Annotated in this window: 17 protein-coding genes; 10 read left to right on the forward strand and 7 right to left on the reverse strand. The window is 72.7% G+C overall.

The genetic code is table 11. From position 1 onward, the window contains the following. Window positions 1-199: 199 nt before the first annotated feature. Complete coding sequence (locus ACZ7MY_RS23720; RefSeq protein WP_499604500.1) at window positions 200-1,489, forward strand: M18 family aminopeptidase; 1,290 nt, start codon at window positions 200-202, stop codon at window positions 1,487-1,489. 133 nt (window positions 1,490-1,622) lie between these two features. Next, a complete protein-coding gene (locus ACZ7MY_RS23725; protein ID WP_018559143.1) occupies window positions 1,623-1,844 on the forward strand; it encodes a hypothetical protein in 222 nt (73 codons plus the stop codon). Between the two features lie 16 nt (window positions 1,845-1,860). Here ACZ7MY_RS23725 and ACZ7MY_RS23730 read toward each other — a convergent pair whose 3' ends face one another. After that, window positions 1,861-3,666 carry an NHL domain-containing thioredoxin family protein gene (locus tag ACZ7MY_RS23730; protein WP_499604501.1) on the reverse strand — a complete coding sequence of 602 codons (1,806 nt, stop codon included), beginning with the start codon at window positions 3,664-3,666 and terminating at the stop codon, window positions 1,861-1,863. A 216-nt stretch (window positions 3,667-3,882) separates the two neighbouring features. Here ACZ7MY_RS23730 and ACZ7MY_RS23735 point away from each other — a divergent pair, with 216 nt between their 5' ends. Next, window positions 3,883-5,262 (forward strand): FG-GAP and VCBS repeat-containing protein, encoded by a 1,380-nt coding sequence (locus ACZ7MY_RS23735; RefSeq protein WP_499604502.1) that lies wholly within the window; start codon window positions 3,883-3,885, stop codon window positions 5,260-5,262. An 82-nt stretch (window positions 5,263-5,344) separates the two neighbouring features. Here the strand turns inward: ACZ7MY_RS23735 and ACZ7MY_RS23740 are convergent, their stop codons facing one another. The 4 genes from ACZ7MY_RS23740 to pdhA form a co-directional block, all read right to left on the reverse strand. Continuing rightward, a complete protein-coding gene (locus ACZ7MY_RS23740) occupies window positions 5,345-5,539 on the reverse strand; it encodes a hypothetical protein (protein ID WP_406266671.1) in 195 nt (64 codons plus the stop codon). Window positions 5,540-5,645: 106 nt separating this feature from the next. Continuing rightward, window positions 5,646-7,061 (reverse strand): dihydrolipoamide acetyltransferase family protein, encoded by a 1,416-nt coding sequence (locus ACZ7MY_RS23745; RefSeq protein ID WP_499605022.1) that lies wholly within the window; start codon window positions 7,059-7,061, stop codon window positions 5,646-5,648. Between the two features lie 52 nt (window positions 7,062-7,113). Beyond that, window positions 7,114-8,088, reverse strand: coding sequence for an alpha-ketoacid dehydrogenase subunit beta (locus ACZ7MY_RS23750; protein WP_499604504.1), 975 nt, complete (start codon window positions 8,086-8,088; stop codon window positions 7,114-7,116). A 2-nt stretch (window positions 8,089-8,090) separates the two neighbouring features. Continuing rightward, window positions 8,091-9,242 carry a pyruvate dehydrogenase (acetyl-transferring) E1 component subunit alpha gene (pdhA, locus tag ACZ7MY_RS23755; RefSeq protein ID WP_499604505.1) on the reverse strand — a complete coding sequence of 384 codons (1,152 nt, stop codon included), beginning with the start codon at window positions 9,240-9,242 and terminating at the stop codon, window positions 8,091-8,093. Window positions 9,243-9,550: 308 nt separating this feature from the next. Between pdhA and ACZ7MY_RS23760 the strand changes: the two genes are divergently transcribed. The 3 genes from ACZ7MY_RS23760 to ACZ7MY_RS23770 all read left to right on the forward strand — a co-directional run bounded on the left by ACZ7MY_RS23760 (window position 9,551) and on the right by ACZ7MY_RS23770 (window position 12,366). Further along, a complete protein-coding gene (locus ACZ7MY_RS23760) occupies window positions 9,551-10,276 on the forward strand; it encodes a response regulator (protein ID WP_499604507.1) in 726 nt (241 codons plus the stop codon). A gap of 102 nt (window positions 10,277-10,378) precedes the next feature. After that, window positions 10,379-11,059: a GntR family transcriptional regulator gene (locus tag ACZ7MY_RS23765; protein WP_499604509.1), complete on the forward strand. Its 681-nt coding sequence runs from the start codon at window positions 10,379-10,381 to the stop codon at window positions 11,057-11,059. Continuing rightward, window positions 11,059-12,366 (forward strand): MFS transporter, encoded by a 1,308-nt coding sequence (locus tag ACZ7MY_RS23770; protein WP_499604511.1) that lies wholly within the window; start codon window positions 11,059-11,061, stop codon window positions 12,364-12,366. Before ACZ7MY_RS23765 ends, ACZ7MY_RS23770 begins: the two co-directional genes overlap by 1 nt. Window positions 12,367-12,381: 15 nt before the next feature. Here the strand turns inward: ACZ7MY_RS23770 and ACZ7MY_RS23775 are convergent, their stop codons facing one another. Further along, window positions 12,382-13,212, reverse strand: coding sequence for a maleylpyruvate isomerase family mycothiol-dependent enzyme (locus ACZ7MY_RS23775; RefSeq protein WP_499604513.1), 831 nt, complete (start codon window positions 13,210-13,212; stop codon window positions 12,382-12,384). 132 nt (window positions 13,213-13,344) lie between these two features. On the opposite strand from ACZ7MY_RS23775, the gene ACZ7MY_RS23780 reads away from it, so the two are divergent. The 3 genes from ACZ7MY_RS23780 to ACZ7MY_RS23790 all read left to right on the forward strand — a co-directional run bounded on the left by ACZ7MY_RS23780 (window position 13,345) and on the right by ACZ7MY_RS23790 (window position 15,684). Continuing rightward, on the forward strand, window positions 13,345-14,199 hold the full coding sequence (locus tag ACZ7MY_RS23780; protein WP_499604515.1) for a carbon-nitrogen family hydrolase: 855 nt from the start codon (window positions 13,345-13,347) through the stop codon (window positions 14,197-14,199). Between the two features lie 91 nt (window positions 14,200-14,290). Then, window positions 14,291-14,659, forward strand: coding sequence for a pyridoxamine 5'-phosphate oxidase family protein (locus ACZ7MY_RS23785; protein ID WP_499604517.1), 369 nt, complete (start codon window positions 14,291-14,293; stop codon window positions 14,657-14,659). Beyond that, window positions 14,656-15,684, forward strand: a complete 1,029-nt coding sequence (locus ACZ7MY_RS23790) for a phosphotransferase (RefSeq protein ID WP_499604519.1) — start codon at window positions 14,656-14,658, stop codon at window positions 15,682-15,684. The genes ACZ7MY_RS23785 and ACZ7MY_RS23790 overlap by 4 nt, the downstream gene beginning before the upstream one ends. A 59-nt stretch (window positions 15,685-15,743) precedes the next feature. Here ACZ7MY_RS23790 and ACZ7MY_RS23795 read toward each other — a convergent pair whose 3' ends face one another. Beyond that, complete coding sequence (locus ACZ7MY_RS23795; RefSeq protein ID WP_499604520.1) at window positions 15,744-17,312, reverse strand: protein kinase domain-containing protein; 1,569 nt, start codon at window positions 17,310-17,312, stop codon at window positions 15,744-15,746. A 247-nt stretch (window positions 17,313-17,559) separates the two neighbouring features. Between ACZ7MY_RS23795 and ACZ7MY_RS23800 the strand changes: the two genes are divergently transcribed. Beyond that, window positions 17,560-19,359, forward strand: coding sequence for a Stk1 family PASTA domain-containing Ser/Thr kinase (locus ACZ7MY_RS23800; RefSeq protein WP_499604522.1), 1,800 nt, complete (start codon window positions 17,560-17,562; stop codon window positions 19,357-19,359). Window positions 19,360-19,449: the final 90 nt, after the last annotated feature.

The following is a 19,449-nucleotide window of genomic DNA, read 5'->3' on the forward strand; positions in this document are numbered from 1 at the left end:
CCAGGCACTTCGCCGCCGAGATCCTGCCCCAGGTCTCCGTCGCGCGGTCCGTCGCCGACGGCGTCAGCCTCGACATCATGGACCTGCCCGAAGAGGCGTTCTGACCCGGTCCTGACCGGTTCTGGCCGGGACCGATACGGCAACGGCGGCCCGCTCCTCCCTCGGGGAGCGGGCCGCCGCGCGTCCTTATGCTTGAAGCATGAACCCTCAGCCCCACTTCGGCCGCGGCCACACCGACGACCTCGCAGCGTTCCTCACCGCCAGCCCGTCGCAGTACCACGCGGTCGCGAGCGCCGCCGAGCGCCTGGAGAAGGCTGGATTCCAGCAGGTGGCCGAGACCGAGGCGTGGGGCGCCGAGGCGGGCGGCAGGTACGTGCTGCGGGGCGGGGCGATCATCGCCTGGTACGTGCCCGAGGGGGCCGGGCCCGCCACCCCCTTCCGGGTGGTCGGCGCGCACACCGACTCCACCAACCTGCGCGTCAAGCCGCGTCCCGACTCCGGCTCCTTCGGGTGGCGCCAGATCGCCGTCGAGATCTACGGGGGCGCCCTCCTCAACACCTGGCTCGACCGCGACCTGGGGGTGTCCGGCCGGCTGGTGCTGCGCGACGGCACGACGGCCCTGGTCCACGTCGACCGGCCGCTGCTGCGGGTGCCGCAGCTCGCCGTCCACCTGGACCGCGGTGTCAACGACAACGGTCTCAAGCTCGACAAGCAGCGCCACATGCAGCCCGTCTGGGGCCTCGGCGAGGTCGAGGAGGGCGCCCTGATCGCCTTCCTCGCGGAGGAGGGCGGGGTGGCCGCCGCCGACGTCGTCGGCTGGGACCTGATGACCCACGACGTCCAGCCGCCCGCCTACCTCGGCCGCGACCGCGAGTTCCTGGCCGCGGGCCGGCTCGACAACCTGCTCTCCGTGCACGCCGGCACGGCCGCCCTGGCCGCCGTCGCCGGGGCCGACCTGCCGTACATCCCCGTGCTGGCCGCCTTCGACCACGAGGAGACCGGCAGCGAGTCCGACACCGGCGCCCTCGGCCCGCTGCTCGGCAACGTCCTGGAGCGTTCCGTCTTCGCCCGCGGCGGCAGCTACGAGGACCGCGCCCGCGCCTTCGCCGGCACGGTGTGCGCCTCCGCCGACACCGGCCACGCCGTCCACCCCAACTACGCGGAGAAGCACGACCCGACGCACCGCCCGATGCCCAACGGCGGCCCCATCCTCAAGGTCAACGTCAGCCAGCGCTACGCCACCGACGGCACCGGCCGCGGCGTCTTCGCCGCCGCCTGCGAGCGGGCGGGCGTGCCCTGGCAGGCCTTCGTCTCCAACAACGCGATGCCCTGCGGCACCACCATCGGCCCCATCACCGCCGCCCGGCACGGCATCGCGACCGTGGACGTCGGCGTGCCGATCCTCTCGATGCACTCCGCACGCGAACTGTGCGGCGCCGACGACCCGTTCCTGCTGGCCAGCGCCCTGAAGGCGTTCCTGGAGGGCTGAGCCCCCGCCCCCGCCGGCGAAGTCCGCCCGCAAGGAGCGGACTTCACCGGCGTCCGGCGGTCATGAGTCGCCCGCACCGGGGTACCCGAGTCCTACGAGTCCGTAGCGCCAACCCCGTTCGGAGGCGGACATCATGGGCATCGGCGGTTGCATCGGCCTGATCGCGGTGGGGGCCATCCTCACCTTCGCGACCGACTGGCACATGGCCGGGGTCAACCTCGACCTGGTCGGCCTGATCATGATGGCGGTCGGCGTCATCGGCCTGGCCGCGTACATCAGCATCTTCAAGAAGCGCCGGGTCGTGGAGCCGATGCCGGTGATGGACGAACGCGCCCGCAACTACCCGCACGTGTGACGGACGTGCGGATGCGTCAGGCGTCCATCCCGGCGAGCACCAGGGCGAGCCGGGTGTCCCCGTCGGCCGTCAGGCGGACGGGGACACCCCAGTCCTGCTGGTGCACGTGGCAGGCCGGGTACTCGTTGTCCGGGTCGTCGTCGCAGGACGCGGCCATGGCCGACACGTGGAGCACGCCCTCGCCGACGTCCCCGTTCAGGACGACGTCGCGGAAGAGGTCCGTGCCCTTGCCCGCGCCCTCCAGCAGCAGCTCCGGCGGCGTCGCGCTGACCAGCAGCCGCGTCGACGGGCCGTAGCGCTCGTCGAGCTTCTGGCCGGCCGGGGCGGAGAACACCACGTCCAGCCGCAGCGGCCCCGGCGCCACGTCCGTCGCGGGCCGCTGTGTACGGTGCGCCGCGCCCTCGACCCGCACCGCCTCCTCCGGCAGGCGCAGCCGCGTCAGCCGGTGGCGGGCGGACTCCACCACCACGATCTCCGCGCCGTCCAGCACCGCTCCCGACGGCTCCCGCAGGTCGGTGGCGAGCGTGGTGACCTCACCGGTCGCCGGGTCGAAGCGGCGCAGCGCGTGGTTGTACGTGTCGCTGACCGCGACCGACCCGTCGGGCAGCGCGGTCACCCCCAGCGGGTGCTGCAGCAGTGCCTGCTCCGCCGGGCCGTCGCGGTGGCCGAAGTCGAACAGCCCCGTGCCCACGGCGGTGCGCACCGCGTACCCCGGGCCGTCCGCGGCCCGCTCGACCCAGCGCAGCGCGCTGGTCTCGGAGTCCGCGACCCACAGCCGCTCCCCGGCCGCCGCCAGCCCCGACGGCTGGGCGAACCACGCCTGCTCCGCCGGCCCGTCGACCAGCCCCTCGTTGGTCGTCCCGGCCGCCACCGCGACCGTCCCGTCCGCCGGGTCGTACGTCCACAGCTGGTGGACGCCCGCCATGGCGATCCACACCCTGCCGTCCCACCACGCCAGGTCCCACGGCGAGGACAGGTCGGTCCCGAGCGCCGGGCCCGAGGACGCCGACCCCTGCCACCACTGCTTCCCGGTACCGGCCACCGTCTCCAGGGCGCCGCTCGCCGGGTCGAACGTCCGCAGCCGGTGGTTCACGGTGTCCGCGACGACCACGGTGCCGTCCGGCAGGAGCGCCAGGCCCTGGGGTTCGTTGAACTCCCCGGGGCCGCCGATGCGGCGTACGACGGTCTCGCCGTCCGGCTCCATCTCCACCAGCTGGTGCCGGGTCGAGTCGGACACCAGCAGGTTCCCCGACGGCAGCCGCAGCGCCTTCCCCGGGAACCGCAGGTCCGTGGCCACCGGCTCCGGCGGCACGTACGGCCCGTCGCCGCGGCGCAGCGTCCCCTTCGCCGCGTGCTCCGCCTCCAGCTCGGTGACCAGCGTCTCCAGCGCGTGCGCGTGGCCCTCACCGGAGTGCTGGGCGACGACGTACCCCTCCGGGTCGATCACGGTCAGCGTGGGCCAGGCCCGCACGGCGTACTGCTTCCACGTCGTGAGCTCCGGGTCGTCCAGCACCGGGTGGTGCACCCCGTACCGCTCCACCGCGTCCACGACCGACCGGTGCTCCGCCTCGTGCACGAACTTCGGCGAGTGGACGCCGACGATCACCACGGTGTCGCGGTGCTTCTCCTCCAGCTCGCGCAGCTCGTCCAGGACGTGCAGGCAGTTGATGCAGCAGAAGGTCCAAAAGTCGAGAATGACGATCGATCCCCGCAGGTCGGCGAGGGTCAGCTCCTGGCCGCCGGTGTTGATCCAGCCGCCCTTGCCGACCAGCTCGGGGGCTCGGACGCGGGCACGGCGGGTGGTGGGGGCGGCTTCGTTCATGCTGCAAGCATGCCACCCCGCGCGCGGGGCGATCGCAGCCGTGCGGCCCGTACAACCCTTTCCCGTCGCGGACCGTCTCTCCTGTACCACCGTCCCTCGTGCCACGGCAGGACCAGAGGTCACAGCGATGCTCCACCGCGTCGCACTCCTGCGTCCGGACGGGCGATCCAGACCAGCGCGGGCCGCCGCACGGCCCCGCACGCAGCAGGAGTTCGCATGCCCACGCGCAAGAACCTCCGCCTGGCCGCGGCGACGGCCGCAGCCTTCGCGCTGACCGGAGGACTGCTCACCGTCTCGGCCGGGAACGCCGCCGCCGCACCCGCCAAGTACGCCGACGACTTCAACGGCGACGGCTATCGGGACTACGCCACCGGCGCCGGCGGTTCGGTCACCGTCACGTACGGGACCGCGAGCGGCCCCGGGACCAAGGTCAAGACCTTCACCCAGAACAGCGCCGGCATCCCCGGGACCGCCGGGGATGCCGGAGGGTACGCCGACTCGTTCGGCGACTCCCTGGCGGCGGCCGACTTCAACCGCGACGGGTACGCCGACCTCGCGGTCGGCGACGGCTCCGAGAAGGTGGGCAGCCGCGCCGGCGCGGGCGCGGTCACCATCGTCTGGGGCTCCAAGGCGGGACTGTCGTCCACCGCCACCCGCCTTCCGCTCAAGTCCCCCAGCACCAGGTACCAGTTCGGCCGCTCGCTCGCGACCGGCGACTTCAACGGCGACGGCAAGATCGACCTGGCCGTCACGGACATCGGGTCCGTGTACGTCTACCGGGGCGGTTTCGCCAAGTCCGGCACCACGGGCAAGGTCACCCGCCACGCCCCGGCCCCGGGCGCGGGCACCATGCTCGAAACCGCCGGGCTCGTCGCCGGGAAGGTCACGAAGGACGCGGCCACCGACCTGTACGTCCTCGGTCAGAGCTACCGGAACGGCAGGGCCACCTCGGCCGCCTGGTTCCTGCGCGGCGGTTCCACCGTCAAGGCGGGCAAGTTCACCACGTACAACGCCTCGTCCCCGAACTACGGCGTCTCGGGCGTGATCGCGGACTTCGACAAGAACGGCTACGGGGATCTCGCGGTCGGCGACCAGCCGTACAACAAGAACGCCGGCGCCGTCTACGTGCTGCGCGGCGGCTCCGCCGGCCCCACCACCGGCTACCGCCTCACCCAGGCCAGCGCGGGTGTCGTCACCGGCGCCACCGGCGGTGACCTGTTCGGTGCCGCGCTCTCCGCGGGCGACACGAACCGCGACGGCTACCCGGACCTCGCGGTCGGTGTACCGGGGGAGAAGATCGGCACCACCAAGGGCGCGGGCGGCGTGCACGTCCTGCGCGGCGGCAAGAAGGGTCTGACGGGCACCGGCTCGCAGTGGTTCAGCCTGCAGACCGCGGGCGTCCCCGGCGACGCCACGGAGTACTCCGGGTTCGGCTGGTTCGTCCGGCTGCGCGACCTCGACCGGGACGGCGACGCCGACCTCCTCGCCTCCGAGGGCGCCTACCTCCCGTCGGGCGTGCTGCTGCCCGGCGGCACGAAGGGCATCACCGCGGCCTCCGCCCGGGTGATACCGCTGCGGGCCGCGTTCCCGCAGTAGCCGGGCCGGGGTCCGGCTCGACGACGGAAGGGCCCGGGCGGCCGCTCGCCCGGGCCCTCCCGTCCGCCGGCGCCGCCGAGGGTCAGGGGCGCAGGTCGCTCACGGCGTCCGTGGTGGCGACGAGGCCGGAATGGATGGTGGGGGCGAGGCTGGAACTGGCGAGGCAGAAGCCGAGGAGGACGCAGAGGATCGCGTGGGAGACCTTCAGCGACTTCGCCCGGAGCAGGATGAGCGTGATCACGATCAGGAGCAGGACCACGGAGATGGATACCGCCATGGCCGTATGACGTCACATATCGCCGCCCGGGTGGGGGCGACACGCGCGGGAAGGGCCCGGACGCACAAATGTCCGGGCCCTTCCCGTCGCCGTGTCCGAGGGCGGATCAGGCCCAGGTGATCAGGCGCTTGGGGTACTCCAGGACCGCCGCAACGTCGGCGAGGAACTTGGAGCCGAGCTCGCCGTCGACCAGGCGGTGGTCGAAGGAGAGCGCGAGCGTGGTGACCTGGCGGGGCTTGACCTTGCCCTTGTGGACCCAGGGCAGGTCCTTGACCGCGCCGAAGGCGAGGATCGCGGACTCCCCGGGGTTGAGGATGGGCGTGCCGGTGTCGACGCCGAAGACGCCGACGTTGGTGATGGTGATCGTGCCGCCCTGCATGGCGGCCGGCGAGGTCTTGCCCTCACGGGCCGTGGCGACCAACTCACCGAGGGCGGACGCCAGTTCGGGCAGGGTCTTGGCCTGGGCGTCCTTGATGTTGGGGACGATCAGGCCGCGCGGGGTGGCCGCGGCGATGCCCAGGTTGACGTAGCCCTTGTGGACGATCTCCTGGTTGGCCTCGTCCCAGGCGGCGTTGATCTCCGGGTTGCGGCGGATCGCGACCAGCAGGGCCTTGGCGACCAGCAGCAGCGGGCTGACCTTGAGCCCGGCGAAGGCCGGGTCGGTCTTCAGCTCCTGGACGAGCCGCATGGTCCGGGTGATGTCGAAGGTGACGAACTCGGTGACGTGCGGCGCGGTGAAGGCGCTGGCGACCATGGCCGCGGCCGTGGCCTTGCGGACGCCCTTGATCGGGACCCGGGTCTCCAGCGCGGCGGAAGCCGGGGCGGCGGCGACCGGTGCCGCCTCCGCGACCGCGGTGACCCGTGCGGGGGCGGCCGGCGCGGCGGCGGGGGCCACCGCGTTCTGGACGTCCTCGCGGGTGATCGTGCCCTGCGGCCCGGTCGGGGTGACCGAGGCCAGGTCCACGCCCAGGTCCTTGGCCAGCTTGCGTACCGGCGGCTTGGCCAGCGGGCGCACCTCGGCGGGTGCGAACGCCGTGGCGGCCGCCGCCGGGACGGCCGGGGCCGCGACCGGGGCCGGGGCGTGGCCGTTGAGCTCGCCCTGGACGGCCTGCTGCGCACCGGACTGCGCCGGGACGGCGGGCTGCTTGCGCGGCCGGCGCTTGGTCGACGAGACGGCGACGCCGTAGCCGACCAGCACGGGCTGCCGCTTCTGCTCGGGCTCCGCGGCGGGCGCCTGGGCGGTCCCGGCGGCCGCGGTCGCGGCGGCCGGCTCGGGGGCGGCCGCGGCGGGCTCCTCACCCTCGCCGGTGTCGACGGTGATGATCACCGTGCCGACGTCGACGGTCTCGCCTTCGGGGAAGCGCAGCTCGTGCACCACCCCGTCGAACGGGATCGGGAGCTCGACCGCGGCCTTGGCGGTCTCGACCTCGCAGACGACCTGGCCGTCGGTGACGGTGTCGCCGGGCTGGACGAACCACTTGAGGATCTCGGCCTCGGTGAGTCCCTCGCCGACGTCCGGCATCTTGAACTCACGGAAGCGCTGCGGTGCTGCCACTGTCGTCACAACCCTCTCCTCAGAACGCCATCGAGCGGTCGACGGCGTCCAGCACCCGGTCCAGGCCGGGCAGGTACTCCTCCTCGACCCGGGCCGGCGGGTACGGGGCGTGGAAGCCGCCGACCCGCAGCACCGGGGCCTCGAGGTGGTAGAAGCAGCGCTCGGTGATGCGGGCGGCGATCTCCGCGCCCATGCCGAGCTGCACCGGCGCCTCGTGCACGACCACCAGGCGGCGGGTCTTCTCCACCGACGCCTGGACGGCGTCGAAGTCCAGCGGGGAGAGCGACCGCAGGTCCACGACCTCCAGGCTACGGCCCTCCTCGGCGGCCGCGGCGGCGGCCTCCAGGCAGACCTTCACCATCGGGCCGTAGGCGGCCAGGGTGAGGTCGGTGCCCTCCAGGGCGGTCCGGGCCTTGTGCAGCGGCGCGGGGATGCCGTCGGTGTCGACCTCGCCCTTGTCCCAGTAGCGGCGCTTGGGCTCGAAGAAGATCACCGGGTCGTCGGAGTCGATCGCCTGCTGCAGCATCCAGTAGGCGTCCTGCGGGGTCGACGGGGAGACGACCTTGAGACCGGCGGTGTGCGAGAAGTACGCCTCGGGCGACTCGCTGTGGTGCTCCACGGCGCCGATGCCGCCGCCGTAGGGGATGCGGATGACGACGGGCAGCTTGATCTTGCCCAGGGCGCGCGCGTGCATCTTCGCGAGCTGGGTGACGATCTGGTCGTACGCGGGGAAGACGAAGCCGTCGAACTGGATCTCCACGACGGGGCGGTAGCCGCGCAGGGCCAGGCCGATCGCGGTGCCGACGATGCCGGACTCCGCGAGCGGGGTGTCGATCACCCGCTCCTCGCCGAAGTCCTTGTGCAGGCCGTCGGTGATCCGGAAGACGCCGCCGAGCTTGCCGATGTCCTCACCCATGAGCACGACCTTGGGGTCGGTCTCCAGGGACTTGCGCAGCGCCTCGTTGAGGGCCTTGGCGATGGTCATCGTTGCCATGGTCAGTGACCCTCCGTGCTGTCCGCGAACGACGCCTGGTACGCGGCGAACTGGGCGCGCTCCTCGTCGACGAGGGCGTGGCCGTCGGCGTAGATGTTCTCGAAGATCGCCATCGGGTCGGGGTCGGGCATGGCGCGCACGGCCTCGCGGACCCGCTTGCCGAGCGCGACGCTCTCCGCCTCGACCTCGGCCAGGAAGGCCTCGTCGGCGATGCCCTGCTTCTCCAGGTAGGCCCGCAGCCGCAGGATCGGGTCCTTGTGCTCCCACTGCTCGCGCTCCTCGTCGAGGCGGTAGCGGGTGGGGTCGTCGGAGGTGGTGTGGGCGCCCATGCGGTAGGTGAAGGCCTCGACGAGCATCGGGCCCTGGCCGGAGCGGGCGTGCTCCAGGGCGGCGCGGGTGACCGCGAGGACCGCGAGGACGTCGTTGCCGTCGACCCGTACGCCGGGGAAGCCGAAGCCGGCGGCGCGCTGGTAGATCGGCACGCGGCTCTGCTTCTCGGTGGGCTCGGAGATCGCCCACTGGTTGTTCTGGCAGAAGAAGACCACGGGGGCGTTGTAGACGGCGGCGAAGGTGAAGGCCTCCGCGACGTCGCCCTGGCTGGAGGCACCGTCGCCGAAGTAGGCGATGACGGCGGAGTCGGCGCCGTCCTTGGTGATGCCCATCGCGTAGCCGGTCGCGTGCAGCGTCTGGGAGCCGATCACGATCGTGTACAGCTGGAAGTTGTTCTCGTTCGGGTCCCAGCCGCCGTGGTTCACCCCGCGGAACATCCCGAGCAGGTTGACCGGGTCCACCCCGCGGCACCAGGCGACGCCGTGCTCGCGGTAGGTGGGGAAGACGTAGTCGTCCGGCCTGGTGGCCCGCCCCGAGCCGATCTGTGCGGCCTCCTGGCCCAGCAGCGACGCCCACAGACCCAGCTCGCCCTGCCGCTGCAGGGACGTGGCCTCCGCGTCGAACCGGCGGGTCAGGACCATGTCCCGGTACAGACCGCGCAGCTCTTCGGGGCTCAGGTCGATGGAGTACTCACTGTGCTGGACGCGCTCGCCCTCGGGGGTCAGGAGCTGTACCAGCTCCGGCTCGCCCTCACGGCGCTTCGCTCCACCGCGCGTGCCCGTACGGGGCGTACGGGGCTTCGCGGCAGTGCTTTTCACGCTCACGCTTGCTCCTCCGTCTGTCCGGCCCCCGGGATCCGCCGGCGGCCAGTGCGGCTCTGCCCGACTCGTCGCGGCGCACGGGGTGTGTGCGGCACGGCCGAGCCGGGAGTGTTGGTGACCCGGCAGGAGGCCCTGCGAAGTGAACGTTACCCACACCTTCCGCTTTCGCGCGAAGGGTGTTCTACCTGCGGTTTTGTTTGGATTTCCTAGTAAATGGACGTTCTCGCAGGCCACCGGGACAACGGCACGGTATCCCGAGGATCGATTCTTCGTAAGAGGTCGGCGCGGGTCGCGTGTGCAACGCTGAACTTGTGACCGAAAAGTCGGGCATTACGGTTTTCCTACTGGACGACCACGAAGTCGTCCGGCGCGGGGTGCACGAGCTCCTCTCCGCCGAGGACGGGATCGAGGTCGTCGGCGAGGCCGGCACGGCCGCCGAGGCCCTGGCCCGGATCCCGGCCGTACGTCCCGACGTGGCGGTGCTGGACGTACGCCTGCCGGACGGCAGCGGCGTCGAGGTGTGCCGCGAGATCCGCTCCTCCCAGCCCGGGATCGCCTGCCTGATGCTCACCTCCTACGCGGACGACGAGGCGCTCTTCGACGCGATCATGGCGGGCGCCTCCGGCTACGTGCTCAAGGACATCCGGGCCAGCGACCTGGTCGGCGCGGTCCGGGACGTCGCCGCGGGCCGGTCGCTGCTGGACCCGGTCGCCACCGCGCGCGTCCTGGAGCGGCTGCGCGGCGGCGGGGAGCGCCAGGAGGACCGCCTCTCCGACCTGACCGACCAGGAGAAGCGGATCCTCGACCTGATCGGCGAGGGCCTCACCAACCGGCAGATCGGCGACCGGCTGCACCTGGCGGAGAAGACCGTCAAGAACTACGTCTCCTCGCTGCTCGCCAAGCTCGGCATGCAGCGGCGCACCCAGGCCGCCGCCTACGTCGCACGGCTGCGCAGCGGCGGTCCGGCGGCCACGGACACGGGAACGGGGTCGGGGACGGGCCCCGGGCCGTCCGGATCCCGGCCGCCCGGGCCCTGACCGTCCGGCCCCGCGCGAGGCCCGCCCGACGACCCACGTACCAGTCCGTATGCCGGACGAGGACTGCCCGTGCATACGCCTTGTATCTATGATGTGCGCATCATGACCCGGAGCCCCCTCGCGACCGCCGGCGCCACCGCCGAGCCGTCCGCCAAGCAGCCACCCGCCGCCGAGCGGGTCTACACGCACGTCAAGCAGGCGGTGCTCGACCGCCGCTACGAGGGCGGCACCCTCCTGAGCGAGGGTGAGCTGGCCGAGGCGGTGGGCGTCTCGCGCACCCCCGTCCGCGAGGCCCTGCTGCGTCTGGAGGCCGAGGGCCTGCTGAAGCTCTACCCGAAGAAGGGCGCGCTGGTGCTGCCGGTCTCCGCGCAGGAGATCGCGGACGTCGTGGAGACCCGGCTGCTGGTGGAGCGCCACGCGGTGACAAAGGTGGTGCCCGCCCCGGAACGGCTGCTGACCCGCCTGGAGGAGGTGCTGGACGAGCAGCGCGGCCATGCCGCCACCGGCGACCTGGCCGCCTTCGCGGCGGCCGACCGCTGCTTCCACGCCGAGATCGTGCGCGCCGCGGGCAACCGCATCCTGTCCCACCTGTACGACCAGCTGAGGGACCGTCAACTACGGATGGGCGTGGCCACGATGCACGCCGAACCAGGCCGCATCGCCAAGAACGTCGCCGAACACACCGAGATCCTCGCGGCGTTGCGCGCCGGGGACACCGCCGCGGCGGCCACGCTGGTCGAACGGCACGTCAGCTGGGTGAGCCACCTGGCCCGGGGGGAGTGATGGCGACGAGCGGCACCACCACCACCGGTGAACCGCCCGGCGGCACCAGGGCCGTCGCCGTCTGGAGCATCGGCACCCTCGTCTACACGGTCGCGGTCGTGCACCGCACCAGCCTCGGCGTCGCCGGCATCGACGCCGCGGAGCGGTTCCACATCGGCGCCTCGGCGCTGTCCACCTTCTCGATCCTTCAGGTGCTGGTCTACGCGGGCATGCAGATACCCGTGGGCCTGATGGTCGACCGACTCGGCACCAAGAAGGTGCTGAGCATCGGCATCGTCCTGTTCACCGCGGGCCAGCTCGGCTTCGCCCTCTCGCACGCGTACGGACCGGCGCTCGCCGCCCGCGCGGTGCTGGGCTGCGGCGACGCCATGACCTTCGTCAGCGTGCTGCGGCTCGGCTCGCGCTGGTTCCCGGCCCGGCGCGGACCCATGATCGCGCAGGGTGCCGCGCTGTTCGGCGTGGCGGGCAACCTGCTGAGCACCGTGCTGCTGGCGCGGCTGCTGCACTCCGCGGGCTGGACCCCCACCTTCGTCGGGACGGCCCTGGGCGGCGCGCTCGTCCTCGTCCTGGTGCTGCTCTTCATGAAGGACCACCCCGAGGGCTTCGAGCCGGCGCCCCCCGAGCACCCCGGGCGCGGTTACGTGAAGCGGCAGATCGCCGCCGCCTGGCGCGAGCCCGGCACCCGGCTGGGCATGTGGACGCACTTCACCACCCAGTTCTCCGGGATGGTCTTCCTGCTGCTGTGGGGACTGCCGTACCTGGTCGAGGACCAGGGGCTGTCCCGCGAGACCGCGGGCACCCTGCTGACGGTGGTCGTGATCGCCAACATGGTCTTCGGGATGCTCTTCGGGCAGATCATCGGCCGCCACCACGGCGCCCGGATGCCGCTCACCCTCGGCGTCGTCGGGGCGACGGCGGTGATGTGGGCGGTGGTCCTGGTCTGGCCCGCGGACCACGCCCCCCTGTGGCTGCTCGTGCTGCTCTGCGTCGTGCTGGGCACCTGCGGCCCGGCGTCGATGATCGGCTTCGACTTCGCCCGCCCGGCGAACCCGCCCGAGCGCTTCGGCACCGCCTCCGGCATCGTCAACATCGGCGGCTTCACCGCCTCGATGGCCGCGCTGCTGGCCATCGGCGTCCTGCTGGACGCGAGCGGCGACGACTACCGGGTGGCCTGGAGCAGCGTTTTCGTGCTCCAGGCGTTCGGCCTGGTGCAGATCCTGCGGCTGCGCGGCCGGGCCGCGCGGCTGGAGCGGCAGCGCATCGCCGTCAGCCGCGTCGAGAGCGTCCACGTCCCCGCCGGGACATGAACGCTCCCCCGGGCGTCACTGCGTGACGGCGATGTTCGCCAGGATCGCGTCGGCCAGCGACTGGTCGCCCTCGGTCTTCAGCCGGTCCTCCACCGCGTGCGCACGCGTGCGACCGCAGGTCAGCCGGACGAAGGTCTCCCAGTCCAGGGTCAGCGTGACCGCCGGGCCGAGCGAGACGCTGCCGTCGATCGAGCCGTGGCCTTCGGGGTCGACCCGGACCGTCCGCATGAACTCCAGCTCACCGTGGACGTCGAACACCACGGCGGAACCCGCCGGGGCGCCCGCGCGCTCGGCGACGACCTTCGGCAGCTCGGACAGGATGTGGTCCCGGGCCACGGCGGCGCCCGCCGAGTCCAGGTTGCCGGGCTCGCCCAGCGCCCGGCGCAGGTCCTGCTCGTGCACCCACACGTCGAAGACCCGCCACTTCAGCAGCTCCCCGAGGGTCGTCTCCCGGCCCATGGGGCCGCGGACGGTGTCCTGCGCGCCGCGGGTCTCGTTCCGCAGCTGCCGCGACCGGCGGATGATGGTGTAGTCGAGTTCGCCGACCACCTCGGGCGCGGTGTGGTGCCGCCGCTTGTCGACCGGCACCTCGACGTAACGGGCGTGCTCCGTGGTCATGTGCCGCAGGTCGCTGGGGAGCGTGTGGATGGGCCGCGGATCGCCCAGCAGCTCGCACTCGAACGCGATCACGTGCGAGACGACGTCGCGCACGGACCAGTACGGGCACTCGGTCGGCCGGTTCCAGGCACCCGCCGGAACGGGGCGGACCAACTCGGCTATGGATTCTATGGAGTGGGTCCAGGCGTCGATGTACGGCTGGATCTGGCTGTGGACGGTGCCGGTCACGGGACCCCTCGACGGTCGGTGCGCGGTCGTGGTGTGCGCCTTAAATTACGCTGCGCAGTGACACCACGGGAGTGCTTTCGTGTGACGATCGTAGGCCCGCAACAACGTGCCGAACTCATGGGCGGTGGTACTGTGCGCGTTTCCCTGCTCCAGATCGACGTCGACCACGGCGAAGCGGTGGACGCCCGGCGCGAACGGGTCGCGTCGCTCGTCCGCGCACAAGCCGGATCGGACCTGGTCGTCCTGCCCGAACTGTGGCCCGTCGGGGCCTTCGCGGCCGATCTTTTCCAGCCAGAGGCCGAACCGCTGCGGGGTCCCACCGCCGAGGTCATGAGCGCCGCCGCGCTCGACGCGGGCGTCTGGCTGCACGCCGGGTCGATCGTCGAGCGCGCCGCCGACGGCGCGCTGTACAACACCTCCCTGCTCTTCTCCCCCGACGGTGAACTGCGCGCGAGCTACCGCAAGATCCACCGCTTCGGCTTCGACCGGGGCGAGGCCGTGCTCATGAGCGCCGGCGACCGCGTCGTCACCAGCGACGTCCAGGGCGTCCCCGTGGGCCTGGCCACCTGCTACGACCTGCGCTTCCCCGAGATGTTCCGGCTGCTCGTCGACGCGGGCGCCACCCTGGTCGTCCTCCCGGCCGGCTGGCCCGCGCGACGCCGCGAGCACTGGACGCTGCTGGCCCGGGCCCGGGCGATCGAGTCGCAGGCCTACGTGGTGGCCTGCGGCACCGCGGGCACCCACGCCGGGGTGGACCTGGCCGGGCACAGCGTCGTCGTCGACCCCTGGGGCGCCGTCGTCGCCGAGGCCGGACCGGGCGAGGAGGTCCTCACCGCCGACCTCGACCCGGGCCTGGTGGGCAGGACCCGGGCGGACTTCCCGGTGCTGCGCGACCGCGTGCTGGGCGTGCCGGCGCCGGATTCGACGCCGCATTCGGCACCGGATTCGGCACCGGATTCGGCGCCCGTGCCCGATTCGGCCGGTTGAGGTCGTATGACCCCATCAGGGACCATCGACCCCGGAGGTGGGGGCTGAGTGCTCTGCGCCTCCGGGGGCCCCGCCCGGCAGGGTGGTTCCCATGGAATTCGAGGGGCGCGCTGCGCTGGCGCTGCTGGGAAGGGTTCGGTACGGGCGGCTGGCGCTGACGCGGGGGGCCCTGCCGTACATCGCCGTGGCCCGGCACGTCGTCGACGACGGCTCCGTGCTGATCCGCACCGACCGCTCGTGGGGCGTGGACGGCACGGTCGTGGCCTACCAGGCGGACGACCTCGAAGCGGGCTGGGCGGTGCAGTTCCTCGGCACGGCCCGCGCGTTCCGCCCTTCGACGGCACAACGGGCGCTCTTCGGCACAGATCATCAAAACGATACAAGCCGGGAGCCGGGCCATGTGTACGTACGGCTCGACCCGCGAGTCCACCACCGGAATGATCTAGCATCTGCCTGGTGATCGGGAGTTCGGCGACGGCGCCGCCCTCCGCCGGGACACTGGACACCCTGCTGCGCCGATACACGGACGCCGGCGCCCCGCTGTCCTGCGAACCCGTTGCCCAGGGCCTACTGAACCGGGGATTCCGGCTGGCCACCACCCGCGGCCGCTACTTCCTCAAGCTGTACGTCGACAGCGCCACCGCGGACTCCGCCGTCATCGCCCGCCAGCACCGGGCGACCCAGCGGCTGGACGAGGTGGGCCTGCCCGTCGCCCCGCCGGTGCCGGACGCCGACGGCCGCACCGTCGCCGTGGTCGGCGGCCGCTGCTTCGCGCTCTACCCCTGGGTGGAGGGACGGCACCGCGAAGGCGGCGAACTCACCACCGGCGACTCCCGCCGCCTGGGCGCGCTGCTCGGTCTCGTCCACACCACCCTGGCCCAGGTGCAGCCCGCCCCCGAGCCGGGCCGGCACGCCAGCGCCGACCCCGAACTGACCTACGCGCTGATCACCGCGCTGCTGCGGAGGGTGCACGATCGCGCGCCCCGCGAGACCTTCGACGAACTCGCCGAGCACCGGCTGCTGGAGCGCCGCGCCCTGCTGGAACGTCACGCCCACCGCCGCCCGCCCGACGCCGCCGGACCGGTGTCCGGCTGGGTGCACGGCGACTTCCACCCGCTCAACCTGCTCTACCGCGAGGACGAGCCCGTCGCCATCGTCGACTGGGACCGGCTCGGCGTGCAGCCGCGCGCCGAGGAGGCGGTACGGGCCGCCGTGATCTTCTTCGTGCAGCCCGGCGGCGCCCTGGACCTCGACAAGATCCGCGCGTACGCCCGGGCCTACCGCGGCGCCGCGGGCGTGGCGGTGGACGAACTGGCCGCCGCCGTGCACCGGGTGTGGTGGGAGCGGCTGAACGACTTCTGGATGCTGCGCTGGCGCTACGTCCTCGACGACCGCAGGACCGACCCCCTCTTCCCGGCCTCGTCCGCCCTGGTCGTCTGGTGGACCGCGGCGTACGAGGCCGTGCTGGAGGCCTTCACCGGCTGACCCGGGCAGGCGGCGGTGTCGTCGCCGGCCGCCGGCCGGCGGCCACCGGTCATCGCCGGTCAGCCGCCCGTGACGCCGCCGTCCGCGCCCTCGGTGCCGGCCGTACCGCCGGACGCCTCACCCGAGGTGCCCTCGGTGCCGCCCGCGGTCTCGGTCGGGGTCGGCGTCGGCGTCGGCGGCGCGGAGCTGGCCGGGGCGCTCGGCTCCTTCGTCGGCGCCTGCGAGGTCGCGGGGGCCTGCGAGGTCGGCCGTGTGTAGGTGGGGGACGAGTTGTAGGACGGCTTCTCGGTGACGCCGCCGGTGCCCTCCTGCGTACCGCCCGTGGTGTCGTCCTGGGTCGGCTGCGAGGTCGGCTTCTCCGGCTGCGACTGCGTCGGCGTCACCTTCTCCGCCGGGGGCTTCTTGTCGCCGGTGTGGGCGACGGCGAAGTAGATGCCGAGGGCGACCGCGAGCACCGCCGCGACCACGAAGAGCACCGGCTTGACCCAGCGCCCGCCGCCGTGCGGGGGCCGCCCGCCGCCGTAGCCGTGGTCGCCGCCGTCACCGCCGGGCGGCCCGAGCAGCAGGGGCGGCTGCAACTCCGAGGTGTGGTGCGCGTTCTGCTGCCCGTACTGCGGGGGGACGCCCATCGGCGCGGTCGGGGCGGCCTGCGGCGCGGGCACGTAGCCGGTGTTCCAGGTGCCGGTGTGGCCGCCGCGCTCGTTGAGCATGCCCAGCGCGTACTGGACGACGCCGCGCATCTCCTCGGCGGTCTGGAAGCGGTCGTCCGGGTGCTTGGCGAGCGCGTGCAGCACCAGCCCGTCCAGCTCCGGCGGCACGCGGTCGCTGAGCTCGGAGGGCGGCCGCGGCTCGTCCTGGACGTGCTGGTAGACCACCGACAGCGGGGTCTCGCCGGTGAACGGCGGCCGCAGCGCGAGGAGTTCGTAGAGCAGGCAGCCCGTCGCGTACAGGTCGGAGCGGGTGTCGACCGTCTTCCCGAGCGCCTGCTCCGGCGACAGGTACTGCGGGGTGCCCATGACCATGCCGGTCTGCGTCATCGTGGTCGAGGCGCCGTGCAGCGCCCGCGCGATGCCGAAGTCCATCACCTTCACCGCGCCGGTGTTGGTGATGATCACGTTCGCCGGCTTGATGTCCCGGTGGACGATGCCGTGCGCGTGGCTGTAGGCCAGCGCCTCCAGCACGCCCGAGACGATGATGAGCGCCTGGTCGACCGGCGGCGGCTCGTCGGACCCCAGCAGCAGGTCGCGGATCGTGCGGCCCTCGACGAGCTCCATCACGATGTACGGCACGGTGCCGCCCGGCGTCACGTCCTCGCCCGAGTCGTACACCGCCACCACCGCATGGTGGTTGAGCCCGGCGACCGACTGCGCCTCACGCGTGAAACGGGCCTTGGAGACCGGGTCCTCGGCGAGGTCGGAACGGAGCAGCTTGACGGCCACCGTCCGCCCCAGGCGCACGTCCTCGGCCGCGAAGACCTCGGCCATGCCGCCGCGTCCGAGACGCCCGGTCAGCCGGTAGCGGCCGTCTCCGACCAGGCCTCCGGCGCCCCACTGCTCAGGCGAGTCGGGCACGCCCCGGCCGTCGGCAGAGGGCTCGTCAGGGCCCCCGGCGGCTGTCGTCTGTGCCATCAGTCCTCGCCGTCGATCGTCGCCGTACAGGGTCCTCCAGCGCACCACGCTACCGCGTTCGGCGACGGACGCGCTCCCGTGCCGCCCTCGCCACCCCCGCGAAGGGATTCATACGCATCCGGTGACGAACAGGTCAACGAACTTGACCTGTCCAGGCCGTCGGGCAGACTGGGCGGGCAGGATCGGGGCAACTGTCTTGTGCGTACGCGCGGTGCGCCCAGGGGGAACGTCAAGGGGACGGGTACGGATGAGCGGGGACGGCACGCGGGGCACTCATTCGGGGCGCTCGGTCGGCAACGGTCGCTACGTACTCCGGGACCTGCTGGGACAGGGTGGCATGGCCGCCGTCCACCTGGCACACGACACAGTGCTGGACCGCCCGGTGGCCGTCAAGACGCTGCACACGGACCTCGGCCGGGAGCAGTCCTTCCGCGAGCGGTTCCGCCGTGAGGCGCAGGCCGTCGCCAAGCTCAACCACACCAACATCGTCTCGGTCTTCGACTCCGGCGAGGACACCGCGGACGGCGCGCTCGTGCCGTACATCGTCATGGAGTACGTCGAGGGCAAGCCGCTGCGCGAGGTGCTCGACGAGGACATCGCACGGTTCGGCGCGATGCCCACCGAGAAGGCCCTGAAGATCACCGCGGACGTGCTCGCGGCGCTCTCCGAGAGCCACAGCATGGGCCTGGTCCACCGGGACATCAAGCCCGGCAACGTGATGCTGACCAAGCGCGGCGTGGTGAAGGTGATGGACTTCGGCATCGCCCGCGCGATGCAGTCCGGCGTCTCGTCGATGACGCAGACCGGCATGGTGGTCGGCACCCCGCAGTACCTCTCGCCCGAGCAGGCGCTGGGACGCGGCGTGGACGAGCGCTCCGACCTGTACTCGGTGGGCTGCCTGCTCTTCGAGCTGCTCACCGGACGGCTCCCGTTCGACGGCGACTCCCCGCTGTCCATCGCCTACCAGCACGTCCAGGAGGTCCCGCCGGCCCCCTCGGCGCTCAACCGGGCGGTGCAGCCGGGCGTCGACGCGCTCGTCGCGCGGGCCCTGAGGAAGAACCCCGCCGAGCGCTTCCCCACCGCCGACGCCATGCGCGACGAGGCGCAGCGGGTCGCCGCCCCGGGCCACGGCGGCGCCACCACGCCGCTGATCATCGGGGGCGGGCCGCGCCCGCGCGGCCGCGGCGAGGACGTCTCCTCCGCGGTCTTCCCCCCGGTGCAGGGTGACCTGCGCACCCCGCCGCCGCACATACAGAACCACTACCAGGCGCCGGCCCCGGCTCCGGCTCCGTACCCGCAGCCCCAGCAGCAGCACCCGCAGCAACAGCACCCCCAGCAGCAGCAACACCCGCAGCGCTGGGGCGCGGCCGCCCAGGGCGGTGGCGCCCACACCCCGCCGCCCGGCCCCGCCTACGGCTACCCGCAGAACGCCCCCCACCCCTCGCACCCGCAGGCCGGGCAGCAGCACTCCACCCCGCCCTACACGATGCGCCCGGGTACGCCGTCGGGCGGCGGGCGCAGGGGCGGCGGCGCCTCGACCGCGGTCGTGGCCATCGGCGCCACGGTCGCCGTGATCGCGGTCGTCGTGGTCGTCGTCATCGCCATGTCGATGGGCGACCCGGGCACCAAGGACGACACCGGCGGCACTCCCACCTACGACTCCCGGCCCGGCAACACGGCCACCACCGGCCGCCAGGAGACCTCTTCGGAACCGGCGGACGACGAACCGGCGGAGGACGAACCCGCGCCCGGCGTCAGCCAGGCCGACCAGACCCGCACCATCGACGCCTCGCGCTGCGCCGAGGCCACCAAGAGCTACCTGGGCGACGACCCGGACGCCGTGGTGATGCCGGACTTCTTCACCAAGTACGTCGACTCGGTCAAGTCGTGCATGGAAGCCGCCGGTTGGGACTACGAGATCAAGTACCGCAACGAACAGATCTACGGGAAGGGCGCGGTCGTCGACCAGAAGCCCAAGACCTACGGCGCGCTCAGGCCGGAGAAGGACCGGATCACCATCTGGGTCTCCACCGGCCAGGGCGGCTGACGCCCCGGGCCTCACACCCGGGCGGACCCGCCCGTGGACGGACGCGCTCGTGGACGGACGCGCTCGTGGACGGCCGCGGATCAACGACGG

This window comes from Streptomyces sp. NPDC111520 (assembly GCF_055635295.1).

Coding starts and splice junctions, on each gene's coding strand:
- ACZ7MY_RS23720 (WP_499604500.1), top strand. CDS start 200: ATGAACCCTCAGCCCCACTTCGGCCGCGGCCACACCGACGACCTCGCA.
- ACZ7MY_RS23725 (WP_018559143.1), top strand. CDS start 1,623: ATGGGCATCGGCGGTTGCATCGGCCTGATCGCGGTGGGGGCCATCCTC.
- ACZ7MY_RS23730 (WP_499604501.1), bottom strand. CDS start 3,666: ATGAACGAAGCCGCCCCCACCACCCGCCGTGCCCGCGTCCGAGCCCCC.
- ACZ7MY_RS23735 (WP_499604502.1), top strand. CDS start 3,883: ATGCCCACGCGCAAGAACCTCCGCCTGGCCGCGGCGACGGCCGCAGCC.
- ACZ7MY_RS23740 (WP_406266671.1), bottom strand. CDS start 5,539: ATGGCGGTATCCATCTCCGTGGTCCTGCTCCTGATCGTGATCACGCTC.
- ACZ7MY_RS23745 (WP_499605022.1), bottom strand. CDS start 7,061: ATGCCGGACGTCGGCGAGGGACTCACCGAGGCCGAGATCCTCAAGTGG.
- ACZ7MY_RS23750 (WP_499604504.1), bottom strand. CDS start 8,088: ATGGCAACGATGACCATCGCCAAGGCCCTCAACGAGGCGCTGCGCAAG.
- ACZ7MY_RS23765 (WP_499604509.1), top strand. CDS start 10,379: ATGACCCGGAGCCCCCTCGCGACCGCCGGCGCCACCGCCGAGCCGTCC.
- ACZ7MY_RS23770 (WP_499604511.1), top strand. CDS start 11,059: ATGGCGACGAGCGGCACCACCACCACCGGTGAACCGCCCGGCGGCACC.
- ACZ7MY_RS23785 (WP_499604517.1), top strand. CDS start 14,291: ATGGAATTCGAGGGGCGCGCTGCGCTGGCGCTGCTGGGAAGGGTTCGG.
- ACZ7MY_RS23795 (WP_499604520.1), bottom strand. CDS start 17,312: ATGGCACAGACGACAGCCGCCGGGGGCCCTGACGAGCCCTCTGCCGAC.
- ACZ7MY_RS23800 (WP_499604522.1), top strand. CDS start 17,560: ATGAGCGGGGACGGCACGCGGGGCACTCATTCGGGGCGCTCGGTCGGC.